This is a genomic window from Citromicrobium bathyomarinum (assembly GCA_001306305.2).
In the GTDB taxonomy this organism is placed as follows: domain Bacteria; phylum Pseudomonadota; class Alphaproteobacteria; order Sphingomonadales; family Sphingomonadaceae; genus Alteriqipengyuania; species Alteriqipengyuania bathyomarina.
Map to the genome: position 1 here is coordinate 767,374 of CP155577.1, position 22,322 is coordinate 789,695.

21 protein-coding genes and 1 pseudogene are annotated in these 22,322 nt (G+C 61.8%); 15 read left to right on the forward strand and 7 right to left on the reverse strand.

The features are described from left to right. Positions 1-17: 17 nt before the first annotated feature. Positions 18-968 (forward strand): type I restriction-modification system subunit M N-terminal domain-containing protein, encoded by a 951-nt coding sequence (locus tag VO57_003940; protein XBL70504.1) that lies wholly within the window; start codon positions 18-20, stop codon positions 966-968. On the opposite strand, the gene VO57_003945 is transcribed toward VO57_003940, so the two are convergent. Beyond that, the gene (locus VO57_003945; protein XBL70505.1) at positions 940-1,773 is read right to left on the reverse strand and encodes an IS5 family transposase; all 834 of its coding nucleotides are present in this window, start codon (positions 1,771-1,773) and stop codon (positions 940-942) included. The two genes, VO57_003940 and VO57_003945, sit on opposite strands and share 29 nt — an antisense overlap. On the opposite strand from VO57_003945, the gene VO57_003950 reads away from it, so the two are divergent. From VO57_003950 to VO57_003965, 4 genes are all read left to right on the forward strand, one after another. Next, complete coding sequence (locus VO57_003950) at positions 1,744-3,093, forward strand: N-6 DNA methylase (GenBank protein XBL70506.1); 1,350 nt, start codon at positions 1,744-1,746, stop codon at positions 3,091-3,093. The genes VO57_003945 and VO57_003950 overlap by 30 nt on opposite strands. Continuing rightward, positions 3,090-3,791 carry a restriction endonuclease subunit S gene (locus VO57_003955; GenBank protein XBL70507.1) on the forward strand — a complete coding sequence of 234 codons (702 nt, stop codon included), beginning with the start codon at positions 3,090-3,092 and terminating at the stop codon, positions 3,789-3,791. Before VO57_003950 ends, VO57_003955 begins: the two co-directional genes overlap by 4 nt. After that, positions 3,788-6,787: a type I restriction endonuclease gene (locus tag VO57_003960; protein XBL70508.1), complete on the forward strand. Its 3,000-nt coding sequence runs from the start codon at positions 3,788-3,790 to the stop codon at positions 6,785-6,787. The genes VO57_003955 and VO57_003960 overlap by 4 nt, the downstream gene beginning before the upstream one ends. Positions 6,788-6,852: 65 nt before the next feature. Continuing rightward, positions 6,853-9,912 (forward strand): hypothetical protein, encoded by a 3,060-nt coding sequence (locus VO57_003965; protein ID XBL70509.1) that lies wholly within the window; start codon positions 6,853-6,855, stop codon positions 9,910-9,912. A 34-nt stretch (positions 9,913-9,946) separates the two neighbouring features. Here the strand turns inward: VO57_003965 and VO57_003970 are convergent, their stop codons facing one another. Together VO57_003970 and VO57_003975 are read right to left on the reverse strand one after the other, a co-directional pair. Then, a complete protein-coding gene (locus VO57_003970) occupies positions 9,947-10,354 on the reverse strand; it encodes a hypothetical protein (GenBank protein ID XBL70510.1) in 408 nt (135 codons plus the stop codon). A gap of 139 nt (positions 10,355-10,493) precedes the next feature. Continuing rightward, positions 10,494-11,408 (reverse strand): annotated as a pseudogene (locus VO57_003975) (ATP-binding protein). Positions 11,409-11,578: 170 nt separating this feature from the next. Here VO57_003975 and VO57_003980 point away from each other — a divergent pair. The 8 genes from VO57_003980 (at position 11,579) to VO57_004015 (ending at position 17,464) form a co-directional block, all read left to right on the forward strand. Further along, the gene (locus VO57_003980) at positions 11,579-12,424 is read left to right on the forward strand and encodes an alpha/beta hydrolase (GenBank protein XBL70511.1); all 846 of its coding nucleotides are present in this window, start codon (positions 11,579-11,581) and stop codon (positions 12,422-12,424) included. A gap of 96 nt (positions 12,425-12,520) precedes the next feature. Further along, complete coding sequence (gene rpmH, locus VO57_003985; GenBank protein XBL70512.1) at positions 12,521-12,655, forward strand: 50S ribosomal protein L34; 135 nt, start codon at positions 12,521-12,523, stop codon at positions 12,653-12,655. A gap of 93 nt (positions 12,656-12,748) precedes the next feature. Continuing rightward, positions 12,749-13,135, forward strand: coding sequence for a ribonuclease P protein component (gene rnpA / locus VO57_003990; GenBank protein ID XBL70513.1), 387 nt, complete (start codon positions 12,749-12,751; stop codon positions 13,133-13,135). Continuing rightward, a complete protein-coding gene (gene yidD / locus VO57_003995) occupies positions 13,132-13,350 on the forward strand; it encodes a membrane protein insertion efficiency factor YidD (GenBank protein ID XBL70514.1) in 219 nt (72 codons plus the stop codon). The genes rnpA and yidD overlap by 4 nt, the downstream gene beginning before the upstream one ends. Before the next feature lie 57 nt (positions 13,351-13,407). Beyond that, the gene (gene yidC, locus VO57_004000) at positions 13,408-15,165 is read left to right on the forward strand and encodes a membrane protein insertase YidC (GenBank protein XBL70515.1); all 1,758 of its coding nucleotides are present in this window, start codon (positions 13,408-13,410) and stop codon (positions 15,163-15,165) included. 50 nt (positions 15,166-15,215) lie between these two features. After that, complete coding sequence (gene yihA, locus VO57_004005; protein XBL71390.1) at positions 15,216-15,818, forward strand: ribosome biogenesis GTP-binding protein YihA/YsxC; 603 nt, start codon at positions 15,216-15,218, stop codon at positions 15,816-15,818. A gap of 93 nt (positions 15,819-15,911) precedes the next feature. Next, a complete protein-coding gene (locus VO57_004010; GenBank protein XBL70516.1) occupies positions 15,912-16,580 on the forward strand; it encodes a glutathione S-transferase family protein in 669 nt (222 codons plus the stop codon). A 14-nt stretch (positions 16,581-16,594) separates the two neighbouring features. After that, positions 16,595-17,464: a S1/P1 nuclease gene (locus VO57_004015; GenBank protein XBL70517.1), complete on the forward strand. Its 870-nt coding sequence runs from the start codon at positions 16,595-16,597 to the stop codon at positions 17,462-17,464. Here VO57_004015 and VO57_004020 read toward each other — a convergent pair. Then, the gene (locus VO57_004020) at positions 17,461-17,928 is read right to left on the reverse strand and encodes a cupin domain-containing protein (protein ID XBL70518.1); all 468 of its coding nucleotides are present in this window, start codon (positions 17,926-17,928) and stop codon (positions 17,461-17,463) included. The two genes, VO57_004015 and VO57_004020, sit on opposite strands and share 4 nt — an antisense overlap. Positions 17,929-17,957: 29 nt before the next feature. Here VO57_004020 and dapE point away from each other — a divergent pair, with 29 nt between their 5' ends. Next, the gene (dapE, locus tag VO57_004025) at positions 17,958-19,091 is read left to right on the forward strand and encodes a succinyl-diaminopimelate desuccinylase (protein XBL70519.1); all 1,134 of its coding nucleotides are present in this window, start codon (positions 17,958-17,960) and stop codon (positions 19,089-19,091) included. Between the two features lie 69 nt (positions 19,092-19,160). Next, on the forward strand, positions 19,161-20,441 hold the full coding sequence (locus VO57_004030; protein ID XBL70520.1) for a dicarboxylate/amino acid:cation symporter: 1,281 nt from the start codon (positions 19,161-19,163) through the stop codon (positions 20,439-20,441). Between the two features lie 6 nt (positions 20,442-20,447). Here VO57_004030 and VO57_004035 read toward each other — a convergent pair whose 3' ends face one another. From VO57_004035 to dapB, 3 genes are read right to left on the reverse strand one after another with little or no spacing between them, the layout of a single operon-like run. Next, complete coding sequence (locus tag VO57_004035) at positions 20,448-20,876, reverse strand: hypothetical protein (protein ID XBL70521.1); 429 nt, start codon at positions 20,874-20,876, stop codon at positions 20,448-20,450. A gap of 35 nt (positions 20,877-20,911) precedes the next feature. Beyond that, positions 20,912-21,565 carry an endonuclease III gene (nth, locus tag VO57_004040; GenBank protein ID XBL70522.1) on the reverse strand — a complete coding sequence of 218 codons (654 nt, stop codon included), beginning with the start codon at positions 21,563-21,565 and terminating at the stop codon, positions 20,912-20,914. Between the two features lie 6 nt (positions 21,566-21,571). Continuing rightward, on the reverse strand, positions 21,572-22,300 hold the full coding sequence (gene dapB / locus VO57_004045) for a 4-hydroxy-tetrahydrodipicolinate reductase (GenBank protein ID XBL70523.1): 729 nt from the start codon (positions 22,298-22,300) through the stop codon (positions 21,572-21,574). Positions 22,301-22,322 lie beyond the last annotated feature (22 nt).

Consider the following 22,322-nt stretch of genomic DNA (forward strand, 5'->3'; position numbering starts at 1 on the left):
TCTGAAGGATTAGCTCCATGGCTCCCAATACTCGCGCCGCTGCCCGCGGCCGCGCGCCATCCTCCGCTTGGCTGTCACGCAACACGCATCCTATAAGCCCCCCTAAACAGGGGAAATCTTCCATGCAGAACAATAAGGTCCGCGAACTCGCCAACTTCATCTGGAACACCGCGGATACTCTCAGAGGCAAATTCAAGGCACATGATTACGGCAAGGTGATCCTGCCTTTCTTCGTGCTGCGACGCCTCGACTGCCTCCTCGCTGAGACCCAGGAAGCCACGATCGAGATGGCTGACACACTGCCCGAAGGCATTGACGAGGATACGCGCGACCTGCTGCTCTTCGACGTCGCGAACGCCGGGAAAGTCTACAACTTATCTCCGCTTACTTTCGCCAGGATCAAGGGACAGAACCCCTCCGACCTTCACGACAACCTCATCGCTTACATCACTGGCTTCTCAGCCAACATGCGTGACATCTTCATCGACAAGTTCAAGTTCCTCGAGCAGCTCAAGGAACTGAAAGATCACGACATCTTGTGGGAAGTATTCGAACAGTTCACTGACGTCGACCTTAGCCCGAACGAAGTTTCCAACCTTGAGATGGGTTACGCATTCGAGGAACTGATACGCCGCTTCTCGGAGCAGTCCAACGAGACGGCTGGTGAGCATTTTACGCCGCGTGAAGTCGTCCACCTAATCGTCGACTTGCTCATCGCCAATGACAAGGCTCTGACTGGCCGCGGACTTATCCGCACCGTCTATGACCCAGCCTGTGGCACAGGCGGGATCCTGTCGATCGCCGAAGCAGAAATTAAAGCAATCAACGAAGGGGTGCGGGTCGAACTCTACGGTCAGGAACAGAACAAAGAGTCCTATGCGATCTGCCGCTCCGATATGTTGGTGACCGGGCACGACCCTGAGAGCCTGACTCAGAAGTTTATGCGATCTGGCAGTGGCTTGCGATGAGGCGGGTGAGGCGGCGGATGTGGGCGATGGTAGTCCATGCGGTGGAACTTTCGATAGTTCTTTCCCAGTCCTTTGCGAGCCGTCGACATCTGCCGAGCCAGGCGAAGGTGCGCTCGACCACCCAGCGGCGCGGGAGCAGAACAAAGCCCCTGGCGGTGTCGCAGCGGCGCACGATCTCGAGCGTCCATTGCCCATGCCCTTGAAGCGCGCCGATGAGCTTGTCGCCTGCGTAGCCCCCATCGGCGAAGAGGTGGCGCAGCCACGGGAAGCGGTAGCGGATTGCCTTGATGAGATCGACCGCCCCGTCGCGATCCTGAATGCTGGCAGCGTGGATGGTGACGAACAACATCAGTCCGAGCGTATCGGTGATGATGTGACGCTTGCGTCCCATGATCTTCTTGCCCGCATCGTAGCCCCGTGGGCCGCCACTCTCGGTGGTCTTGACGCTCTGGCTATCGATCACCCCGGCGCTGGGGCTGGCCTCGCGCCCTTCGATCTGGCGCGCAGCCATCACCAGCAGGTGATTGATCGTCTGCCATAGGCCGCTGTCGCGCCAGGCATAGAAATAGCGTTGAACCGTCGAGAGCGGAGGGAAATCCTTGGGCAGCATCCGCCATTGGCAACCGCTTGTTGCCAGATAGAGGATCGCGTTCATCACCTCGCGCAGGTCGGCGCAGCGCGGCCTGCCGCCAGGTTTCGCGGGCGGCAACAGAGGCTCGATCAAGGCCCACTCGGCATCGCGCAAATCGCTTGGATAACGTAGACCCGGGCGGCTATGCTGCTGCCGGGAGGTATCGGTCCACATCGCTTATTCCTCGGTCGTTTCTGGCGAAACCCCGGAATCAGCGATGCACCAGCGCGTCAAGCGCAACCAGCTGATATCTCCCAACTACTTTTGAAGACAGGCTCTGAGCAGATTGCTTTCGGAGACACGCTCGCCAACGATCAGCACCGCGGCCAACGCTTTCACTGGATGATGTCGAACCCGCCCTACGGCGTTGACTGGAAGGCATCAGCCGACGCGGTCAAGGCGGAATGGAAGGAGTTGGGCGACGAAGGCCGCTTTGGTGCCGGCCTGCCGCGCATCTCGGACGGTCAACTTCTGTTCTTGCAACACATGATCTCCAAGATGCGTGACGACGAGCAGGGTTCGCAGATCGGAATCGTTATGAATGGCGCTCCGATGGGGACGGGCGACGCAGGTTCTGGAGAGAGCGAAATTAGGCGTTGGCTCTTCGAAAGTGACTATGTGACCGCGATAATAGCTCTTCCCCCTGATCTTTTCTACAATACTGGCATCCAGACCTTCATCTGGATATTGAACAATCGCAAACCGGATTTTCAAAAAAATAAGGTGCTTATCATCGATGCATCTTCAGAAGATTTCTTCCAGCCACTTAGAAAAAGCCTCGGCGACAAGGCTAATTTTATCACCGATGAGGCCAGATCAAAGATAGTCAACGCTTTCGCCGATGGCTTCTCTGGAAAAGGCAGTAGCTTCGCCGAGGTATTCCCGGTGAGCTCGTTCGCCTACCGGCTGATCAGGATTCAGCAGCCAAAGAGAAGGCGCTTCAGCGTTGATGAAGATGGCATGGCTCGCCTTTCTGAAACAAAGCCCTTTTCCCAATTAGAGCAGCTCGAAAAGGATCTGCTAATCAGTATCCTCAGCGATCCAATCTTCGGCAAATCATGGTCGGATGGGAATGCCTTTCATGCGAAGGTGGCAGGCGCGGCGACTGATAAGGAATTCAAGATTACCGCTCCCCTTAGATCCGCGATCGAAGATTCCTTTGGCACGCTTGATCCAGAGGCGGAAATCATCCGCGACAGTAAAGGAAAACCTGAGCCCGATAAGCTGCTGCAATACTTCGAGCGCGTGCCGGTTGATAGAAAATGGGAAGAGTTTTTCGCTGAGGAGGTCGAGCCATTCGCTCCGGGCGCGTGGGTTGACACGAAATACATCGATCGGACTGACAAGAAGGTTGGCCGCCTCGGCTATTCCGTTCCCTACAACACGTTGTTTGCCAAATTCGAACGGCCGCCGGCCCTTTCAGACGTGAATGCCAACATAGCAGCACTGGAAGACAGCCTCGCGCAACTTTTGACGAAGGTGATCTCAAAATGACGTTGCAAGAGACCGTATTTGGCGAAGCGCCTCCAGCCCATTGGGAAATCACCAAGGTTAAACATGTCCTTCGGTTAAAGAAGGGTAATCTCAACGCTGGTATGGTCGAAAAAAACCTGCTGTCACTTAGCTATGGACGGATCGTGCGCCGCGATATCGAAAGCAGCGAAGGTCTCGTTCCGGAGTCATACGAAGGGTATCAGATCGTCGAGCCAGGCGACATAATCCTTCGATTGACTGACTTTCAGAACGACAAAAAGAGCCTGAGGCAAGGGCTGGTCACTGAGCGAGGAATTATCACATCGGCGTATGACGCGGTAACATGTCGGGAGTCCGACCTCTCCGAATACTGGTATTACTTCCTCTACGCGCTTGACCTCTGCAAATACTACTACTCGCTTGGAAGCGGTGTCCGTCAATCGATCTCCTTTGCAGACTTTCCGAATGACTGGATCAGCGTTCCACCTCGTGATGAACAACGGTCCATCACCGATCGTATCAGAGTCGGCATCGATGAATGTGACGATCTGATTTCCATCGTCGGAGGAAATCGCGCCGCGCAAGTCGCACTGCCCGGTTCACTCCTTCATTCCTTATGGGTTCGAAAGGCCTCTACCGTCATCGAGGAAATCAGCGGAGGCAAGCTTGATAGCGAAGACGAAGCAATCATCAGCGCTGAAGGGAATTCGCAACAATGAAAAAACCCCATAAAGCGTCGCAGGTCCACCTCGAGGATGTGCTTGAACACCACATGGTCGACGAGCTCGTAGAGCATCAGGGCTATCGTCTGCGGACCGACGCTGACTACGACCGCGATCTAGCTCTTGATCCGCAACTCACCGTCGAGTTCGTGAAGTCAACCCAGCCGTCCGAATGGGAGAAGCTGGAGAGCCATTACGGCAGTTCGGCCGAAAAGGAATTTCTGACCCAAGTCGCGGCCAATCTGAAGCGCTCCGGGACCCTACCGGTATTGCGTCAAGGCATCAAAATCGTGCCGGGGATCAAGTTCGTCCTGTGTGCTTTCCAGCCTGCCTCGAACGTCAATCCGGCTCTGCAACGCCGTTACGAAGCCAACATCCTCTCAGTCACACGCCAAGTTCACTACAGCCGGCGCAACGAGAACGCGATCGACGTAGTGGCCTTCGTCAACGGGATTCCGGTGGTAACCTTCGAGCTGAAAAACGAGCTTACCGGTTCCACTTTCCGCCACGCTGAGAAGCAGTATCGCAAGGATCGCTCGCCTGCCAACGAGCCACTGCTGACCTTTAAGCGTGGCGCACTCGTTCACTTCGCGATGGATACCTGCAACGTGTCGATGACGACCAGACTCATGAACGGAAAGACCCGCTTCCTCCCGTTCAACCGTGGGCGCGACAAAGGCGCAGGAAACCCTGACATCAAGGACGAGCAACGCACCGCTTACATGTGGGCCGACCAGCCCGAAGGGCGCGCCGTGCTCTCGCGCGAAGTGCTGCTCGATATCATCGGCAATCTTCTGCATCTCGAGACCGAGGAAGTGTTTCTGCCAGACGGATCGCTGGACAAACGCGAGACGATGATCTTCCCGCGCTTTCAGCAGCTCGATGCCGTCCGGCGGATTATGGCCGATGCGCGTCAGCACGGCACCGGTCGTAATTACCTGGTCCAGCATTCGGCGGGATCAGGCAAGACGAACACCATCGCCTGGACCGCGCATCGCATCATCACGCTGCACGATGACGACGACGCTCCCTTGTTCGATACCGCGATTATCGTCAGCGATCGTCTCGTCCTCGACCGTCAGCTCCAGAGCACCGTCCAGAAACTCGCACAGACGCCCGGGGTGGTGAAGATCATTGATGGCACGTCAAAGCAGCTCAAAGCCGCGCTCGACAGCGGTGCCCGTATCATTGTGACCACCATCCAGAAGTTCTCAACTGAACATCTGAGCACCATCACAGGCCAAGCGGGTCGGAAGTTCGCCGTCATCATCGACGAAGCCCATGGCAGCCAGTCTGGCAAGAGTGCTCAAGCGATGTCGGAGGCGCTGTCGCGCGACGAGGAGCGCACAGCAGAGACCTTCGAGGACCTTGTTGCAGCCTACCAAGACGCCCGCGGCCCACAGCCGAACATCAGCTATTTCGCCTTCACCGCAACGCCCCGGACAGCCACACTGGAGCGCTTTGGGCGCAAGGGCGAAAACGGCACCCCCGAGCCGTTCCATCTCTACTCGATGAAGCAAGCGATCGAGGAGGGCTTCATCCTCGACGTTCTCCAGAATTACATGACCTACAAGGCATATTACCAGTTGGAAAAGGCCATCGAGGACGATCCCGACCTCGACACGAAGCGGAGCCGGCGACGCATCGCACGGTTCGCATCCTTGCACCCGGCAGCCATCGACCAGAAGGTGGAGGTTATTGTCGAACACTTCCGCCGCCACGTAGCGCGCGAACTGGATGGCCAGGGTAAGGCCATGATCGTCACGCAAAGCCGCGAGCACGCCTACAACTACTACAGGCGCCTGCAAGGTTACATCGACGCCAATGGATACGACGACCTCAAGGCACTCGTCGCCTTCTCGGGGCCGCTGCGCATCGATGGGGAAACCTACACCGAAGCAGAACTGAACGGGTTCGCCGAAGCGGAACTACCCAAGCGATTCGATGGCGACCAATATCAAGTGCTCATCGTCGCCGAGAAATATCAGACCGGCTTTGATCAGCCCAAGCTCGTAGCCATGTATCTCGACCGGAAGCTCGCGGGTCTACAGGCAGTGCAGACCCTGTCTCGTCTCAACCGGATCTATCCCGAAAAGCGGCGAACCTACGTTCTGGATTTCCAGAACACGATCGAGGATATCCAGACGGCATTCGAGCCCTTTTATGGTGAGACCAGCTTGGAGGCGAACTCGGATCCCAACCAGATCTACACGCTCGAACGCCAGATGCACGATTTCGGCATCATCCACGATGACGAAGTCGAGCGGTTCGCCGAAATCTATTACCGGTCGGAGCTAGATGGTCATGACCGTGCAAAGCTCGAAGGCATTGTCCGGCTCGCGGTCATGCGCTTCGAGACGGAAGACGAGGAAGAGCAGGAAGAATTCAGGCAGGTCGTGAAGAGCTACCTGCGCTTCTACAGCTTCCTCAGCCAAATCATGGCTCTCGGCGACACTGACCTTGAAAAGCTCTACTCTTACTGCACCTGGCTCCACCGGTTGCTGCCAAATCGAGAGATGCCGGCAGATATCGAGATTACCGACGACATGGTGCGGCTGCAGGCCGTGACCCTGAAGGAGAAGGAAAAGGGGTCCGCTTCGCTCGCGCCCGACGCAGGGGCGCAACTCAGCCCTATCAGCGAGTTTGGGGCGAAGCCCTATACCGAAGAAGAGCAGCGCTCTCTTTCCGAGATCGTGTCATCATTCAACGAGCGTCACGGGACCGACTTCACCGACGCAGACTTCGTGCGCTACGAAGCGGTCAACGAGGAAATCATGAACGATGATCTCGTGGAGATGCTCCGCAACAATCCCGAGGACGTCGTCTACAAGGCATTCGCCGAGATGTTCTTCCGCGGCTCGGTTCGGTCGTTCCAGCGAGATAACGAAATGAAGAGCGCCATGCTCACTGACCCGAAGGTTCGAGAGCAGATCACACGGCATTTCTTTAGACGTGCGCGCCGTCTGGCCAATGAGGACAGGGACGCGGCCTGACCTTTCCACTATAGAACATTGATAGAACAATTGCCTACACCGTGAACGGTGGATAGGGATGCCTGATGAACGACTCACTGAATAAGCGCGATTATTTCGACATTGGCCTTGTCGTCCCGTTGGAAGACGAGCTGCTCCAGATGATCAACCAATTTCCCCCAATCGAAGACAGGGGAACCGACACGGTATGGTGCCACGTCGTCGACAGTGGGTGCGCTGAAGTGCGAATGATCGTCATTCAGCAGCAATCGATGGGAAACCGCAATGCGACAAATGCAGCACAATACCTGCATGAGCGCTTCGACATCGGACTGACAGTCTGCCTCGGAATTGCAGGTGGCATCAGCAATGACCTCGACCTCGCGGACATCTGCTACAGTGGCCACATCGCCGACGTGCTCGACAACAACAAGGTAGTGGACATCGACGAAGGCAAGGCCCTCGATATCGAATTCTCTCCCACGCACTACTCGACGCCGACGCGCTTCACGCAGGCATTCAACTTCATGCGGACTCAGCCGAAATTGATCCCGGTTTACGACGCATGGCAGCAGGCGCGTGAAGCCATCGCCGCGAAAGACATTCCAAATGAGGTTCCCAGCCACGGTGATACCACTGAAAGGGTCGGGAAGACTAAGACCAAGGATGGCACAATCGTCTGCGGAATGGTCGACAAGAGCGCGCTCTATAACAAGAAGCTCAAGGGCATAGAGCGCGCCCTTCTCGCAATCGAAACTGAATCTGGCGGTGTGTTCTCACAGGCGAAGTATCGCGACGACAAGCCGGCGATGACTATTCGAGGAATTTCCGACTACGCGGATGGCAACAAAACCAAGCTCGAGAACGCGACCAAGGGAGCTGTGAGGAAGATGGCTGCGGCCAACGCCGCAAGCTTTCTTCATCTTAACATCACGAGCAATCCCTACTTTCAGCGTGCCCTCCTCGATCTGCGGGGCGGTGGCGATGATTTGCTGGACTTCGGAGAGGACGATCAAGCTGATGTCCCGTTGAAGCAGGTTATGCAGGCGATCGAAACTGAGATCGACGAAACACTTCGACGTCTATCGCCGGAATACAAATTGCAGGAGAAAGGCTATCGACTGCCCGTTCCCCGCATTCGCAAGACGCCGCAAGCTGGTGACCCGGTGGAATCGCAACAAGAAGCGATTGATGTCCGCGAGGTCCTCAAATCGCGCGAACGCACGCTGATCAACATTCCGCGCTCTTACCCCGATCAGAGCCTTCCTTGGGTAATCGCCTCAGACCTGCTCACCTGTGAGATCGACGATCGACAAGTCATCCCGATCGTTATTGATGGCGAAGCTATCCGCGGGAAGAAGGATACCTTTGAAAATGCCACGCCCGTAGAGTTGACAAAATTGGCGCAGACCGATGGCGTGAAACTGGTCTTCATCGTGGAGAATATGCCGTTTTCTTCGAAGCACCGGATCGACACAATCCTGGAGCAGTGCGACGCATATCCCGATGCCCGATTCATCTTCGTGAGCCGTGGTGACGACGCCTTGATCGGCGAGACCTCGTTCATGAATCGCTCTGCCGCTGCTCCGTATGATTCCGGTAAGGTCTCCTTCTTGGAGATCGCATTCTTTCTCGAAAAGAATTTCGAGATGGGCAGCCAAGAATCCGAAGTTATTGCCAACCGGCTATACAGGACTTTCGACAGCTTCCGCCTCGATGCCCATCCCACCTACTTCGCTGGAATTCCAAAAGAGACGCTCACGGCTCTCCTTAATGCCAATCGTCGCTCCGAATTGATCCAGCTGGCCGTCGTAGGCTTCCTCACATTCCTCGTAGCGGGCGACCAGGCAGACGTTAGTCTCGGTCGCACAACCCGCGAACGCTTCTTGCGCAAGCTGGTCGTCGAGATGAGGCTCGAGAAGCGGAGCTTCGACGAATCGGCACTGGTCGCGTTCGCCAAGGATTTCGCAGACAAGCATGATTTCCAGATCAAGCCGTTGCAGTTCATCAACGATTTCGTCGACAATGGGATCATGCACTTCGAGCAAGGACGAGCGCGGATCTCGCTCCCGTTCATCGAATCTTACTTGCTGGCCGAAGAGCTGCACGACCACCCCGATCTGGCCGCGCGCTACTTCCAGATGGTCGAGCCATTCGATTACCGGGCGTTCGAACTATATGCCGAAATCGGGGCGTCCAACGAAATCGTGCAGGCGGTCATCGATACGCTCAAAGCGGCAACAGACGAGCTGAAGGAACGCAACCCCGGCGAGAATATCATGCTTTCCGAGGATATATCGCCAATCGCGATAAGGCGGACCGAAGCGACCGACAGGATGCGCGAACGACTGAAAAACGCTGCCAAGGCGGTTCGCGAAGGATCCCGAAATGCTGAACAGAAGCAGCAGATGCTCGACGTTTCAGAGCAGGTCCGCGAGGAAGCCGGCAAGCAGTTTGCTGACGATGACGACGATGCGATGAGCGCCCGCTACGAGCACCTCGATCGCTTGGGCGCTGCTTGGACTCGGGCAGTGGTGCTATTGGGACAAGGAGCCGAGCATCTCGAGGCCAAGGAGAAGCGCGATCTTAGCGCGAAAGTGGTCGATGGCGCGGCCGTGGCTCTCGACGAATGGAGCCGGATCAACCTCGAGCTCGACTTTGGCAAAATGAAGGAAGATCTGACCACCGACGAAGCGCTGAACGCCAAAGAATTCCCCGACGATATTGCCGACCGACGCAAGTTCGTTGAGAGCATCATCGACGTGATGGAATATGCCATACTGGCACAGCCCATTCGTCAGATATTCGGCTACCTGGCAGAGCAGGCTCGACATCCTGCCCTCTATATGAGCGTCGACAAGTCAGAGGTCGAGGGCAAGCTTGAGAGGCTGATCAAGGCGTCCTGGATGGTCGACCTCATGCCTAAGAATGGCAAAAAGTTCCTGAAGGAAAGCATGAGGGATCTGCCGCGCGCGAGCTTCCTGCGATACACAATCGCGAGCCACTACCTTTCGCGCCTGTTCTGGGCCCATTGGGACAAGGAAAACCGGACGGTGATGCTGGAAGCGGCTCAAGATGTCGTGAAGCCCCTAGGAGTGAATATCGACAAGCCCAAGCTCGAGAGGCTGATCAAGGACAATGATTGACCTTGTGGGGTTGGGATATGCCTCGGTGAATAGGTCACTGGGGATTCAGCGACCACACAAGCAAGCCTTCATTGCCGCGCTCGGATGAGACGAGACCGCGATCTCGCATATTTCGCAAGGCGGCTCCCACCCTCTTCTGAATCGTCTTGAGCAATTTGGTGTCGGCCGCATTGAGTTCACGTTCAGCCATCAGACGGAGCGTGATCGCCTTGCTATCCAGCGCTTCACCAGTGGTTCGGAGCATATGCAGGATTGAGCGTGTAACCTGGCCCTTGAAGGCAACGTGACGCGGAGGCAGCGGCTTCGCCTTCACTTCCGCGAGATCAGCCTCAGGGTCGAAAAGCAGGATCGTCTGGTCGATGTGATCGAGATTGATCAGTGCTTCTCGTAACCGGTCCTGCAGTCCCTCGACGAGGCCTGCTATCTCGCTTCGCTTCGTCATCAGGCCTGATAAGACATTCGGGCGATCAGTTGCGGCTAGTTCTGGAAACGTGTCTGAGGTTGTCATGGACTCGCTTGGTAACGGAAAACCTGTTATCATTCATTAGGATATTTTGGTGCAATAGCTCCGCCATACCGTGGAATTCGGGCAGTTCGTCGAGGAACAGTACGCCCAGATGCGCGAGGGAGACCTCGCCGGGCCGCACTTTCAGCCCGCCACCGGTCAGCGCCGCCATGCTCGCCGAATGGTGCGGCGCGCGAAACGGTCGCGAGCGGCTGATCCGCCCGCCCTCCAGCAGCCCGGCGACCGACTGCACCATGCTCACCTCCAGCGCCTCGGCTGGCGTGAGCGGAGGAAGGATGCCGGGCAGGCACGCGGCGAGCAGGCTCTTACCCGCTCCCGGCGGCCCGCTCATCAGCAGGTTGTGGCCCCCCGCCGCCGCGATCTCCAGCGCGCGCTTCGCAGTCTCCTGCCCCTTCACCTGTTTGAGATCGGGCCCGGGCACCGCCTCTTCGACCTCGCCAAGCTGCGGCGCGGAGAGTTGTTGGGTGCCCTTCAGATGGCCGAGCAGGCTGACCAGATCGGGCGCGGCGATCACCGGGATGCCGCTTGCCCAGCGGGCCTCCGCGCCCTGCACGGCGGGGCAGATCAGCCCGCACTCGGCCTCGCTCGCATGCATCGCGGCGAGCAGCACGCCGGGCGAGCCGACGATGCGGCCATCCAGCGCGAGTTCGCCCACCGCAACGAAATCGGTCAGCTGCTCGCGATCGACCACGCCCATCGCGCCGAGCAGCGCGAGCGCGATCGGCAGGTCGTAATGCGATCCGTCCTTGGGCAGGTCGGCGGGCGAGAGGTTCACCGTGATCCGCTTGGGTGGGAGCGCGAGGCCCATCGCGGCGAGCGCGGCCTGCACCCGCTCGCGGCTCTCGCTCACTGCCTTGTCCGGCAGGCCCACGACGCTGAAGCGCGGCAGGCCCGAGGCGAGCTGGCACTGCACCTCGACGCTGCGGGCTTCGAGCCCGAGATAGGCGACCGTGCGCACCAGCGCGACCACAAGCAGGCCCTCCCCCAAGAGCGACCGCCACGCGGCCAGCCCCGCAATGTCTGCCGCTTCGCCGCTGGCTTGTCGAGTTGGCAATCTTGCGCGAACCCTGAAAGGGTTAGCGGCGTGGCAACCATTTTCACGAGGGCAATGGTAACGCGACGGGCGGCAAGAATTTGCCGGTGCGTTGGCAAATCCCCCTCATACCCGCACTGATCGCGTCTCTCGGCCTGCTCCCTTCCCCCTTGCAGGCCGAGAGCTGGGTGATTCAGGTGACGGAAACGGAAGAGTGGATCGAGGAGAGCGATCCGCGCTTCTACGAGGACGATGCGGCGCCCGAATTCCTCTACGCCGAAGATTTCGTCGACGAGCCGCGGCTGGAATACGCCATCGCCGATCGCGCGATTTCGTCTTTCCGGGCTCGCGCGCCCAGCGCGATCGCCGCGTTCGGCCCGTTCCGCGTGGTCGACCCTTCGCGCGCGGTTCTGGTGGGCACCACCAATGCGGCGACACCGGGCCAGTTCGCCGCATTGCTGAACGCGTATCCGGGGCTGCGCACGCTCGACCTGGTGGAGGCACCGGGGACGGAGAACGACCGCGCCAATCTGGAAGTCGGGCGGATGATCCGTGAGGCGGGGTTGACCACGCGGGTGCCCGCAGGCGGATCGGTCCGCTCGGGCGCGGTCGAGCTGTTCCTCGCCGGCGTCCGGCGCGAGGTCGAGGATGGCGCACGCTTCGCGGTCCATTCCTGGCGCGACAATCGCGGGCGCGAGGCGCGCGACTTTGCCGCCGGGGCACCAGAGCACCGCTATTACCTCGACTATTACCGCGAAATGGGGATGAGCGATGAGGGCGCGCGCAGTTTCTACGCGATGACCAATTCGGTACCCAACGCCCGGGCCCGCTGGCTCGATGCTCAGGACATGCGCGGGTGGCTCGCGCGCACGATCGGTGCGGCCGCGAACGACAACGCGCCGGAGGTGGCACCACGCATCGCCTATCTTGACGTGACCGCCGCGATCCCTTAGTGGCGCGCGCTTGAAGTTCCGGCCTTTCGGGTCGGAGGCACCTGAGACCGATTCGCGCCTCGCGCGGTTGGTCGATCCAGTTTTCTCGAGGGTATCATGAAGCGGACTTTCCAGCCCAGCAATCTCGTTCGTGCGCGTCGCCACGGCTTTTTCGCGCGCAAGGCGACCACCGGCGGCCGCAAGGTTCTCGCCGCACGCCGCAAGCGTGGCCGCAAGAAGCTTTGCGCGTAAGCCGATTCGGTTTTTACGCGAGCGAGGGCTCTCGTGCCTGACGCTCAAGCTTGCGGGCTCCCGATCGGGGGCCCGTTTGCCTTTCCGGGTTCCATGAGCACGCGTGTAACCAGCCAGGATGTGTTGACCGCCCGCGCGGATTTCCTCGCGGCGAATCGCGGTCTGCGCGTGCCCGCGCGCGGTTTCGTGCTGCTGGTGCGCCCCAACGAGGGGCGCGGGATGCGCTACGGCATCACCGTGACCAAGAAGATCGGCAACGCGGTCGTGCGCAACCGGATGAAGCGCCGCTTTCGCGAGCTGCTGTGGGCCCATCTGCCCGAACACGGCCTGCCCGATCACGATCATGTGCTGATCGGCCGCGATGGCGGGGTGGAACGCGATTTCGCTAAGCTTTCCAGCGAACTGGTCGGCGCACTCGAAAAGGCTGCGCGCGGCGAAGGGCAGCGCGGGCGTCCGCCGCGCAGGAAGCGTACGAAATGAAGCCGGTCAGACGTGTCATGGTGCTGCTGATCCGCGGCTGGCAGCTTGGCCCCAGCGCGATCCTGCCGCCCTCCTGCCGGTTCCAGCCCAGCTGTTCCCAATATGCGATCGAGGCGATCGAGAAGCATGGGCCAATCAAGGGTGGATGGCTGGGCTTCAAGCGTATAATGCGCTGTCATCCATGGGGTGGCCACGGCCCGGACCCGGTGCCCTAGGGCCAAGGCCCAACCCCGCTCCCTTTCGCGTTACGATTACCAGCAGGACCGCAGTTCTTGGACAACCAGCGCAATCTCATCCTCGCCGTGGTGCTGTGCGGCATCCTGATTCTCGGCTACGAAGCCGCGGTCACCTATTACTATCCGACCCCGCCGGAGACCGAGCAGGTCGACCGGGCGACGACGGCGGAACAGCGCGTTACGCAGGACACGGCGCAAAATCCCGCCATCGCCGCAGCCGCGATCGATGAAGCGGTCGATCTCGACGAAGCGCTGAGTGCGGGCAACCGCGTCGCGATCGATGCGCCGCGTGTGGAAGGGTCGATCAACCTCGTCGGCGCGAAGATCGACGATATCGAGCTCAAGGATCACCGCGCGACGGTCGACAAGGATAGCGGCCCGGTGCAGCTGTTCGCGCCCGCCGGCACGCCGATCCAGAACTTTGCGCAGTTCGGCTTCGTGGGCGAGGGCACGCAGGTGCCTGGTGCGGACACCGTGTGGCAGGCGAGCGGCGAGGCGCTGACGCCCGACACCCCGATTGATCTCAGGTGGGACAATGCGCAGGGCCAGCGCTTCCGCATCCGCCTGTCGATCGACGACAACTACATGATCACCGCGGAGCAGACCGTTGCCAATACCGGCGACGCGCCGGTGGTCGTCTCCCCCTTCGCGACCATTACCCGCACCAGCCTGACCGCGAGCAAGAGCACCTGGATTTCGCATTCCGGGCCGATCGGCACCTTCGGCGGCACGGTCGACTATGGGCCGGACTACGACGACGTGGTCGAACAGAAGGTGGTCTCCGGCGCGGCCGACCCGGCATGGCTCGGCTTTACCGACATCTACTGGCTGGGCGCGCTGATCCCCGAAGCCGGGAGCGCGCCTGACACCGGTTTCCGCTCGCTCGGCGACAATCTGTTTCGCGCCGACCTGATCTACAATCCGGCGACGCTGCAGCCTGGTCGCCAGATCACCCGCACCTCGCGGCTGTTCGCGGGCGCGAAGGAAAGCGGCGTTCTCGACGCCTATCAGGATGCCGGCATCGCGCAGTTCGGTCTGGCGATCGACTGGGGCTGGTTCCGCTGGTTCGAGAAGCCGATCCTGTGGTTGCTGCGCCAGATCTTCTCGGTCGTCGGCAATTTCGGCGTCGCGATCATCCTGCTGACCTGCATCGTGCGCGGTCTGATGTTCCCGATCGCGCAGAAGGGCTTCTCCAGCATGGCGAGCATGAAGGCGATCCAGCCGGAAATGAAAAAGCTGCAGGAGAAGCACAAGGACGACAAGGTCACCCAGCAGCAGGAAATGCAGAAGCTGTTCAAGGAACGCGGTGTCAATCCGGTTGCCGGATGCCTGCCGATGCTGCTGCAGATTCCAGTGTTCTTCGCGCTATACAAGGTGCTGATCCTCGCGATCGAGATGCGCCACCAGCCGTTCATTTTCTGGATCAGGGACCTGTCCGCGCCCGACCCGGCGCATATCCTCAACCTGTTCGGCATGCTTCCGTTCGAGGTGCCGGGCATGCTTGCTCTCGGCCCGCTCGCGCTGCTGCTGGGCTTCACCATGTGGCTCACCTTCCGCCTCAATCCGGCGGCGATGGACCCGGTGCAGCAGCAGGTCTTCTCGATCATGCCGTGGGTGATGATGTTCGTGATGTCGCCTTTCGCAGCCGGGCTGCTGCTGTACTGGAACACCTCCAACATCCTGACGCTGGCACAGCAGAAGTACCTCTATTCCAAGCATCCGCAGCTGCGTGAGGCGGCGGAGAAGGAGCGGGCGGAAAAGGCAGCCAAGGCCCAGTCGGAAAGCAAGGCGTGAGCGCGCCCGGCCCGGGCCCGCAGACGCCTGAGGAGGTCGCCGCTGCGCGCATGGTGAGCGGGCGGGTCGAATTCCTGCTGTCCGCCCCGCAGCTCAAGTTCCTGCCCGAACCGACCGTGCCGGAAATCGCGCTGGCGGGCCGCTCCAACGTGGGCAAAAGCTCGCTGCTCAACGCGCTGACCATGCGCAAAGGCATCGCGCGTGCCTCGGTCACGCCGGGACGCACGCAGGAGCTCAATATTTTCGAGGTGGGCCAGCCGACCCAGTTCCGGCTGGTCGACATGCCCGGATACGGCTTTGCCAAGGCGCCCAAGAGCGTGGTCGAGAAATGGCAGAACGTGGTCCGCACCTACCTGCGCGGACGGCCGGTGCTGGCGCGCGCCCTCGTCCTGGTCGACAGCCGCCACGGTCTCAAGGACACCGACCGGGCGATGATGAAGATGCTCGACGAGGCGGCGGTGGGCTATCGCATCGTCCTGACCAAGAGCGACAAGATCAAGGCGAGCGCGCTGGCCGAAACGCACGACAAGGTCGCCGCCGAGGCCAAGAAGCATCCCGCAGCCTACCCCGAAATCCACCTGACCAGTGCCGAAAAGGGGCAGGGGATTGCGGCCCTGCGCGCAGCGATTGTTGCCGACGCGCTGACCCCGTAAGCCTCCTCCCTGTCATCGCCGCCACGCTCGACAGCGGCGAGGCGGCGCTCTAGGCGCGAGGTTCATCCCGGTAAGGCCCGACGCGACAGACCCATGAAACTGATTATCGGCAACAAGAACTATTCCAGCTGGAGCCTGCGCGGCTGGCTGGCATGCAAGCAGGCGGGCCTCTCCTTCGAAGAGCTGCTCGTCCCGCTGTTCGGCGAGGATTGGGACGCGCTCAAGCAGAAGGAGGGCGACCTCACGCCCTCGTCCGGCAAGGTGCCGGTGCTGTGGGATAACGAGGCGGTCGTGTGGGACAGTCTCGCGATCCTCGAATATCTGGCCGACAAGGTCGGTCGCGATCGCTTCTGGCCCAAGGAAGATGCGGCGCGCGCGATGGCCCGCGCAATGGTCGCCGAAATGCACAGTTCGTACCTGTCGCTGCGGCGCGAATGCCCGATGAATATTCGCGCGCGGCATACGGACGTGAAGATTTCCGAGGGCACCCGGCACGATGTCGTGCGCATCCTCGGCCTGTGGGCGGAGGCGCGTGCGCGGTTCGGCAGTGGCGGGCCGTTCCTGTTCGGCACCTTCGGCGCGGCGGATATTTTCTACGCCCCCGTAGTCAGCCGTTTCATCACCTATGGCTTCGGTGTACCGGGCTTCGCCGACAGCTACATGCAGGCGGTCTGGACGCACGACTGGCTCCAGCAATGGATTGCCGCCGCCGAGGACGAACAATGGGTCATCGAACAATACGAAAGCGTGCCACAGGCTTGAGGCGCGGGGTTGGCATGCGCATCGGCGCTGCGCTGGCGGGAATCGCCTTGCTGCTGCCGAGCGCGGGCCATGCCTGGGGCTACTACGCGCACGGCATCACCGCAGAGATCGCGCAGGCCAATATCCGGCCCGAGACGCGCACAAAGCTCGACAGGCTGTTCGCCGCCGAGCCGCTGATCGGCACGCCCGACTGCCCGTTGGGCAATCTGGTGGAGGCGGCGACCTGGCCCGATTGCATCCGGCGCGAGGGCTGGCGCTGGGGCTATACCTCCGCCTGGCATTACCAGACCGAGCCGGTGACCGAAGACTACGACGTGCGCAAGAACTGCTCCGGCGGCAATTGCGTCAGCGCGCAGATCGAGCGGAATTTCCGCATTCTCGCCGACGAGAGCCTGCCCGCCAATGTCCGCCTGCAGGCGCTCGCCTTCGTGGTCCACTTCACCGGCGACATCCACATGCCGCTGCACTCGGGCGATCTGGACGACCGCGGCGGCAACGACCGCGAGGCCGCCTACGGCATCGCGCCGGGCCTCAACCTCCACTGGATCTGGGATGGCCCGCTGGCCGAACGCGCGATCACCAGCGCGCGGCCCTCTCTGGTGCGCCGCTACACCGCCGCCGAGCGTGCCGAGCTGGCGGGCGGCACGCCTGCCGACTGGGGCCGCGAGAGCTGGGCGACGGCGCGCGATTTCGTCTATCCCAACGCCTTCGACCGCAGCCCGCTCGACGGCCCGCTGCCCGACGAGACCGTGCTGACGCAGCAGGCGATCGAAACGGCAGTCCCCGTCTCGCAGCGCCGCGTCACGCAGGCCGGGCTGCGGATCGCGGAGCTGCTCGACCGGGCGATGGAGCCGGGGCCGCTGCCTGAGCCCGCGCGCGATTAAGGCGTGCGCTTCGCCGCGTAACGCGTGCCATCCTTGCGGGCGTATCCTTCGGCGTCGAACACCATGTCGATATCGGGATATGCGCCCGAATCCTCGGCCTTCGGCCCCGCGCTGATCGCGATGAACACGCAGTCGGCGTCGCTGCGGTTCTGCAGATGGTGGCCGTTCTCCATGCCAGCGGGCCAGGCGAGGACATCGCCGGGGTGGATGATGCTCTCGCCCTCATCCTCGACCAGCACCGCCTCGCCCGCCAGCATCACGACCAGCTCGTCCTCCGCGCTGTGCCAGTGGCGCTGGCTCGACCACGCGCCGGGCTTGAGCGTCACATGGCTCGCCCCCATCCGCGTCAGTCCGGCAACGGGCGCAAGACGGCGATACCAGCGGCCCTGCACTTCGCGGTCGAAGGGGGCGGGATAGCCGGTCGCGTTGGTCTGAGGGATCGCATCGAGATCGAGCTTGGGCATTGGCGAAGTCTCCTGCTAGCGCGCAAGACATGACTGATGTTCTCGACCTCGCCAAGCGGCTGATCGCCGCGCCCAGCGTCACCCCCGCAACCGGAGCGGTGTTCGATGAGATGCAGGCGATGCTGGAGCCGCTCGGCTTCACCGTCCATCGCTTCACGCGCGGTAGCGGGCCTGCCGGGTCGGACGAGGCCCCGGTCGAAAACCTGTTCGCGATCCGCGCCGGAGCAGGGCCGAAGCACTTCGCCTTTGCCGGGCACCTCGATGTGGTTCCGCCGGGAGAGGGCTGGGAAAGCGGCGCATTTGCGCCCGAAACCAGGGGCGACCTGCTCTACGGGCGCGGCGCGGTCGACATGAAGGGCGCGATCGCCTGCATGGTTGCCGCCGTTGCGGAGGTGCCCGCCGATGCCGGGACGATCAGCTTCATCATCACCGGGGACGAGGAGGGGCCCGCGCTGCACGGCACCCGCGCGCTGATCGATTTCATGCACGCGAACGATCATGCGCCCGACCTGTGCCTCGTGGGCGAACCCACCAGCGTCAACCGGCTGGGCGACATGATGAAGATCGGCCGCCGGGGCTCGGTCAACATGTGGCTTAGCGCCAAGGGCACGCAGGGCCACGTTGCCTATCCGCATCTGGCCGACAACCCGATCCCGCGACTGGTCGCCGCGATGGCGGAACTGGAAGCGCTCGAGCTGGACGAGGGCACCGACTGGTTCCAGCCGAGCAATCTGGAGATCACGGATATCGAAGTCGGCAATCCGGCGCACAACGTCATTCCCGGCGAGGCGCGGGCGCGGCTGTCCATCCGCTTCAACGATCTGCACTCGGGTGCCTCGCTGAGCGAGAAAGTCACCACGATCTGCGCCCGTCATCAGGTCGATGTGCGTCCCGTCATCTCGGGCGAGCCGTTCCTGACCCCGCCGGGCGAGTTTTCCGGCATGATCGCCGCTGCGGTGGAGGCGGAGACGGGCGTGGTGCCCGAAGCCTCCACCAGCGGGGGGACGTCGGACGCCCGGTTTCTGCGCAGCGTCTGCCCGGTGATCGAGTTCGGGCTGGTCAACGCGACCATGCACAAGACCGACGAAGCGGTCGCGGTGGCGGACCTTGCCGTCCTTGCGCGGATTTATGCGCGGGTTGCACGCGCCGCATTGGAGAGCTGAACGCGCAAGGCTTGCCGTCTTCCTCCGGCAACGGCACTAGAGGCGGCTAGAGATTCTAGGGGGAAGTGAATGTTCAAGGCCTGGTTCGCCACACCGCTGTGGGCGCGCGTGCTGCTCGCGCTGATACTGGGCGCGATCGTTGGGTATTTCTGGGGCGAGGATGCCGAGAGCATCAAGATCGTCGGCGATGTCTTCATCGACTTCATCAAGATGCTGATCGTCCCGCTGATCTTCCTCAGCCTGGTGTCGGGGGTGACCGCGATTGGCGATCTCGGCAAGCTGGGCAGCGTCGGCTGGCGCGCAATCCTCCTGTTCGTGGTTACCGGTCAGATCGCGGTTTGGCTGGGCCTGGGGCTGGGGACCTTCTTCGCGCCCGGCATCGGCCTCGACACGAGCGGGATCGAGATGGGTGCGGTGCCCGAGCCTGCGCCCTTCGACTGGCGCGAAATGGTCCGCTCGATGATCCCGGTCAGTCCGGTGAAGGTGATGGCGGACGTCAACGTGCTGCCGCTGATCGTTTTCTCCCTGCTGGTCGGCATCGGCATCCTGCTCGCCAAGCGGGAAGAGGATAAGGAAAACCCCGAGGCGCCGGGCGCGACAAGAGGTGCGGTGGCGGCAGTCGCCGGTGCCTTCGATGCGGGCGCGGTGATCTTCCAGAAGATCACGATGGTGATCATGGAACTCACGCCTTTCGGCGTTTTCGCGCTGATCGCCTGGGTGGTCGGCACGCTCGGCCTTGATGCCGTCGCTGCGCTCGGCAAGCTGGTCGCGCTCAACTATGCCGGGTGCCTGCTGATCATTGCGATCATGTACGTCGCCATCCTGTTGCTGTCGCGCGTGTCGGTGATCGGCTTCTTTCGGGGAATGATCGATGCGATCGCAGTGGCCTATTCGACCGCTTCCTCCAGCGCGACGCTGCCGGTGACGCTGCGCTGCACCCAGCGCAACCTCGGTGTCAGCCGCCCCACTTCCAGCTTCATCGTCTCGCTCGGCTCGACCATCAATATGGACGGAACGGCGATGTACCTCGGTCTTGCGACGCTGTTCGGCGCGCAGATCTTCGGGGTCGATCTAAGCTGGGGCGATTACGGGATGATCGCCCTGCTCGCGACCGTGGGCTCGATCGGCGCGGCGGGGATCCCCGGCGGCGGGCTGGTGATGATGGGCGCGATCTTCACCGCCGTTGGCGTGCCGCTGGAAACCATTGCCTTCGTTGCGGGCGTCGACCGGATCATGGACATGATGCGCACCGCGACCAACGTCACCGGCGATGCCACGGTGACGGTGGCCACGGCGACCATGCTGGGCGAGATCGACAAGGCCGAGCTCGCCAGCGCGGACGACGTCTAGCGTGGGCTAGTTGTCCATCGTTGCCGGCGCATCGCTGACCGTGTCGGCATATTCGACCGGCACGAACTCGCCGAGGCCGCAGGCGGCACCGCGCGAGAGCTGGCCGCCGATATTGTTGAGCTCGAAGACGATCTCCCCGCTGCACAGGTTGCCGCCGCGCACATCGTAGGCGATGGCATCGCCGCGGCGCAGCGCGGGGCAGCCTTGCGACAGTGCGTTGCGATAGATCTTGCCGTCGTCGAGCTCGAAATCGATCACCCCGTCGCCGCGCACCTTGGTGTTACGTACGAGCGAGGCGGAAATGCAGCTCTTCGCCGCGCCGGTGACCTGCACCGCAGGCTTGACCTCGGCAGGCACAGTGTCCGGCTGGTCGACCGGCGCACAGGCGCACAGCGCGATCATTCCGGCAAGGGGGGCTGCTGCAAGTTTCATCATGGGGGTTCTCCGCTGCGACCTGTGCGCGGCGAGAATCAGCGCCGCGCCTTGGGCGGTTCTACCACCTTCTTGCGGAAGCTGCACAGATCGGAAACCTCGCAGCGCCAGCATTCGGGCGTGCGCGCCTTGCACACGTAGCGGCCGTGCAGGATCAGCCAGTGGTGTGCGTGAAGGCGAAATGGACCGGGGACGCGCTTTTCCAGCTTCGCCTCGACCGCCTCGGGCGTCTTGCCTTTGGCGAGGCCGGTGCGGTTGCCGACGCGGAAGATGTGCGTGTCGACCGCGAAGGTTTCCTGCCCGAAGGCGCAGTTGAGCACGACATTGGCGGTCTTACGGCCGACACCGGGCAGCGTGACGAGTTCCTCACGCGTCTGCGGCACCTCGCCGCCATGCTCGTCGACCAGCAGCCGTGCCATCGCGATCACGTTCTTCGCCTTGGAGTTGAACAGCCCGATCGTCTTGATGTGCTCCTTCAGCCCATCCTCGCCCAGATCAATCATCTGCTGCGGTGTCTTTACGTCCGCGAACAGCGCACGGGTCGCCTTGTTCACGCCCACATCGGTCGCCTGCGCGCTCAGCGTCACTGCGACCAGCAGCTGATACGGGTTGCCGTATTCAAGCTCGGTCTCGGGTGAGGGATTGCCCTCCGCCAGCCTGCTAAAGAATTCGAAGATCTGGTCCTTGGTCATGCCCGATCAGATTCCCAGCACGTCTTCCATCGAATAGCGCCCGGGCGGCTTGCCGATCAGCCAATCCGCGCCGGTCAGCGCGCCGCGGGCGAACAGCGTGCGGTCCTCGGCCACGTGGCTGAGCACGATTCGCTCGTTCTCGCCTGCCAGGATGACCGAGTGCTCGCCCGCGACCGTGCCGCCGCGCAGGCTTGCGAAGCCGATCGCGCCATCACCGCGTGCGCCGGTGTGCCCGTCGCGGCCGCGCTCGGAATTCTGCGCGAGGTCGATCCCGCGTCCGCTTGCCGCGGCTTCGCCCAGCAGCAGCGCGGTGCCAGACGGCGCGTCGACCTTTGCGCGGTGGTGCATCTCGACGATCTCGACATCCCAGCCCTGCGCCAGCGCCCCTGCCGCTTCGCGCACCAGCCGCGCGAGCATGGTCACGCCGAGCGAGGTATTGCCCGTCTGCAGCACCGCGACCGCGCGCGCGGCGTTGTCTATCGCGGTGTGGTGATGTTCTTCCAGCCCGGTGGTGCCGATCAGCAGCGGAACGCCTGCGCCGACGGCGGCGTGCAGATTGCTCTCGAGCGCCTGCGGAGCGGAGAAGTCGATCAGCACCTCGCTGCGATCGGCAAGGCCGGCGACATCCTCGCCCTTGTCGACCGCGCCTGCCAGCGTGTGTTCGCCGCTCTCGATAGCCGCAGCGATTGCCTGCCCCATGCGCCCGTCGCGCCCGATGATTCCGATTGCTGCCATTGCCCTCGCGCCTTGCCGGTGT

Bases quoted from the DNA above. Each gene is read 5' to 3' on its own strand.
- VO57_003940 (XBL70504.1), top strand. From the start codon at position 18: ATGGCTCCCAATACTCGCGCCGCTGCCCGCGGCCGCGCGCCATCCTCC.
- VO57_003950 (XBL70506.1), top strand. From the start codon at position 1,744: ATGCTGCTGCCGGGAGGTATCGGTCCACATCGCTTATTCCTCGGTCGT.
- VO57_003945 (XBL70505.1), bottom strand. From the start codon at position 1,773: ATGTGGACCGATACCTCCCGGCAGCAGCATAGCCGCCCGGGTCTACGT.
- VO57_003955 (XBL70507.1), top strand. From the start codon at position 3,090: ATGACGTTGCAAGAGACCGTATTTGGCGAAGCGCCTCCAGCCCATTGG.
- VO57_003960 (XBL70508.1), top strand. From the start codon at position 3,788: ATGAAAAAACCCCATAAAGCGTCGCAGGTCCACCTCGAGGATGTGCTT.
- VO57_003965 (XBL70509.1), top strand. From the start codon at position 6,853: ATGAACGACTCACTGAATAAGCGCGATTATTTCGACATTGGCCTTGTC.
- VO57_003970 (XBL70510.1), bottom strand. From the start codon at position 10,354: ATGACGAAGCGAAGCGAGATAGCAGGCCTCGTCGAGGGACTGCAGGAC.
- rpmH (XBL70512.1), top strand. From the start codon at position 12,521: ATGAAGCGGACTTTCCAGCCCAGCAATCTCGTTCGTGCGCGTCGCCAC.
- rnpA (XBL70513.1), top strand. From the start codon at position 12,749: ATGAGCACGCGTGTAACCAGCCAGGATGTGTTGACCGCCCGCGCGGAT.
- yidD (XBL70514.1), top strand. From the start codon at position 13,132: ATGAAGCCGGTCAGACGTGTCATGGTGCTGCTGATCCGCGGCTGGCAG.
- yihA (XBL71390.1), top strand. From the start codon at position 15,216: ATGGTGAGCGGGCGGGTCGAATTCCTGCTGTCCGCCCCGCAGCTCAAG.
- VO57_004010 (XBL70516.1), top strand. From the start codon at position 15,912: ATGAAACTGATTATCGGCAACAAGAACTATTCCAGCTGGAGCCTGCGC.
- VO57_004015 (XBL70517.1), top strand. From the start codon at position 16,595: ATGCGCATCGGCGCTGCGCTGGCGGGAATCGCCTTGCTGCTGCCGAGC.
- VO57_004020 (XBL70518.1), bottom strand. From the start codon at position 17,928: ATGCCCAAGCTCGATCTCGATGCGATCCCTCAGACCAACGCGACCGGC.
- dapE (XBL70519.1), top strand. From the start codon at position 17,958: ATGACTGATGTTCTCGACCTCGCCAAGCGGCTGATCGCCGCGCCCAGC.
- VO57_004030 (XBL70520.1), top strand. From the start codon at position 19,161: ATGTTCAAGGCCTGGTTCGCCACACCGCTGTGGGCGCGCGTGCTGCTC.
- VO57_004035 (XBL70521.1), bottom strand. From the start codon at position 20,876: ATGATGAAACTTGCAGCAGCCCCCCTTGCCGGAATGATCGCGCTGTGC.
- nth (XBL70522.1), bottom strand. From the start codon at position 21,565: ATGACCAAGGACCAGATCTTCGAATTCTTTAGCAGGCTGGCGGAGGGC.
- dapB (XBL70523.1), bottom strand. From the start codon at position 22,300: ATGGCAGCAATCGGAATCATCGGGCGCGACGGGCGCATGGGGCAGGCA.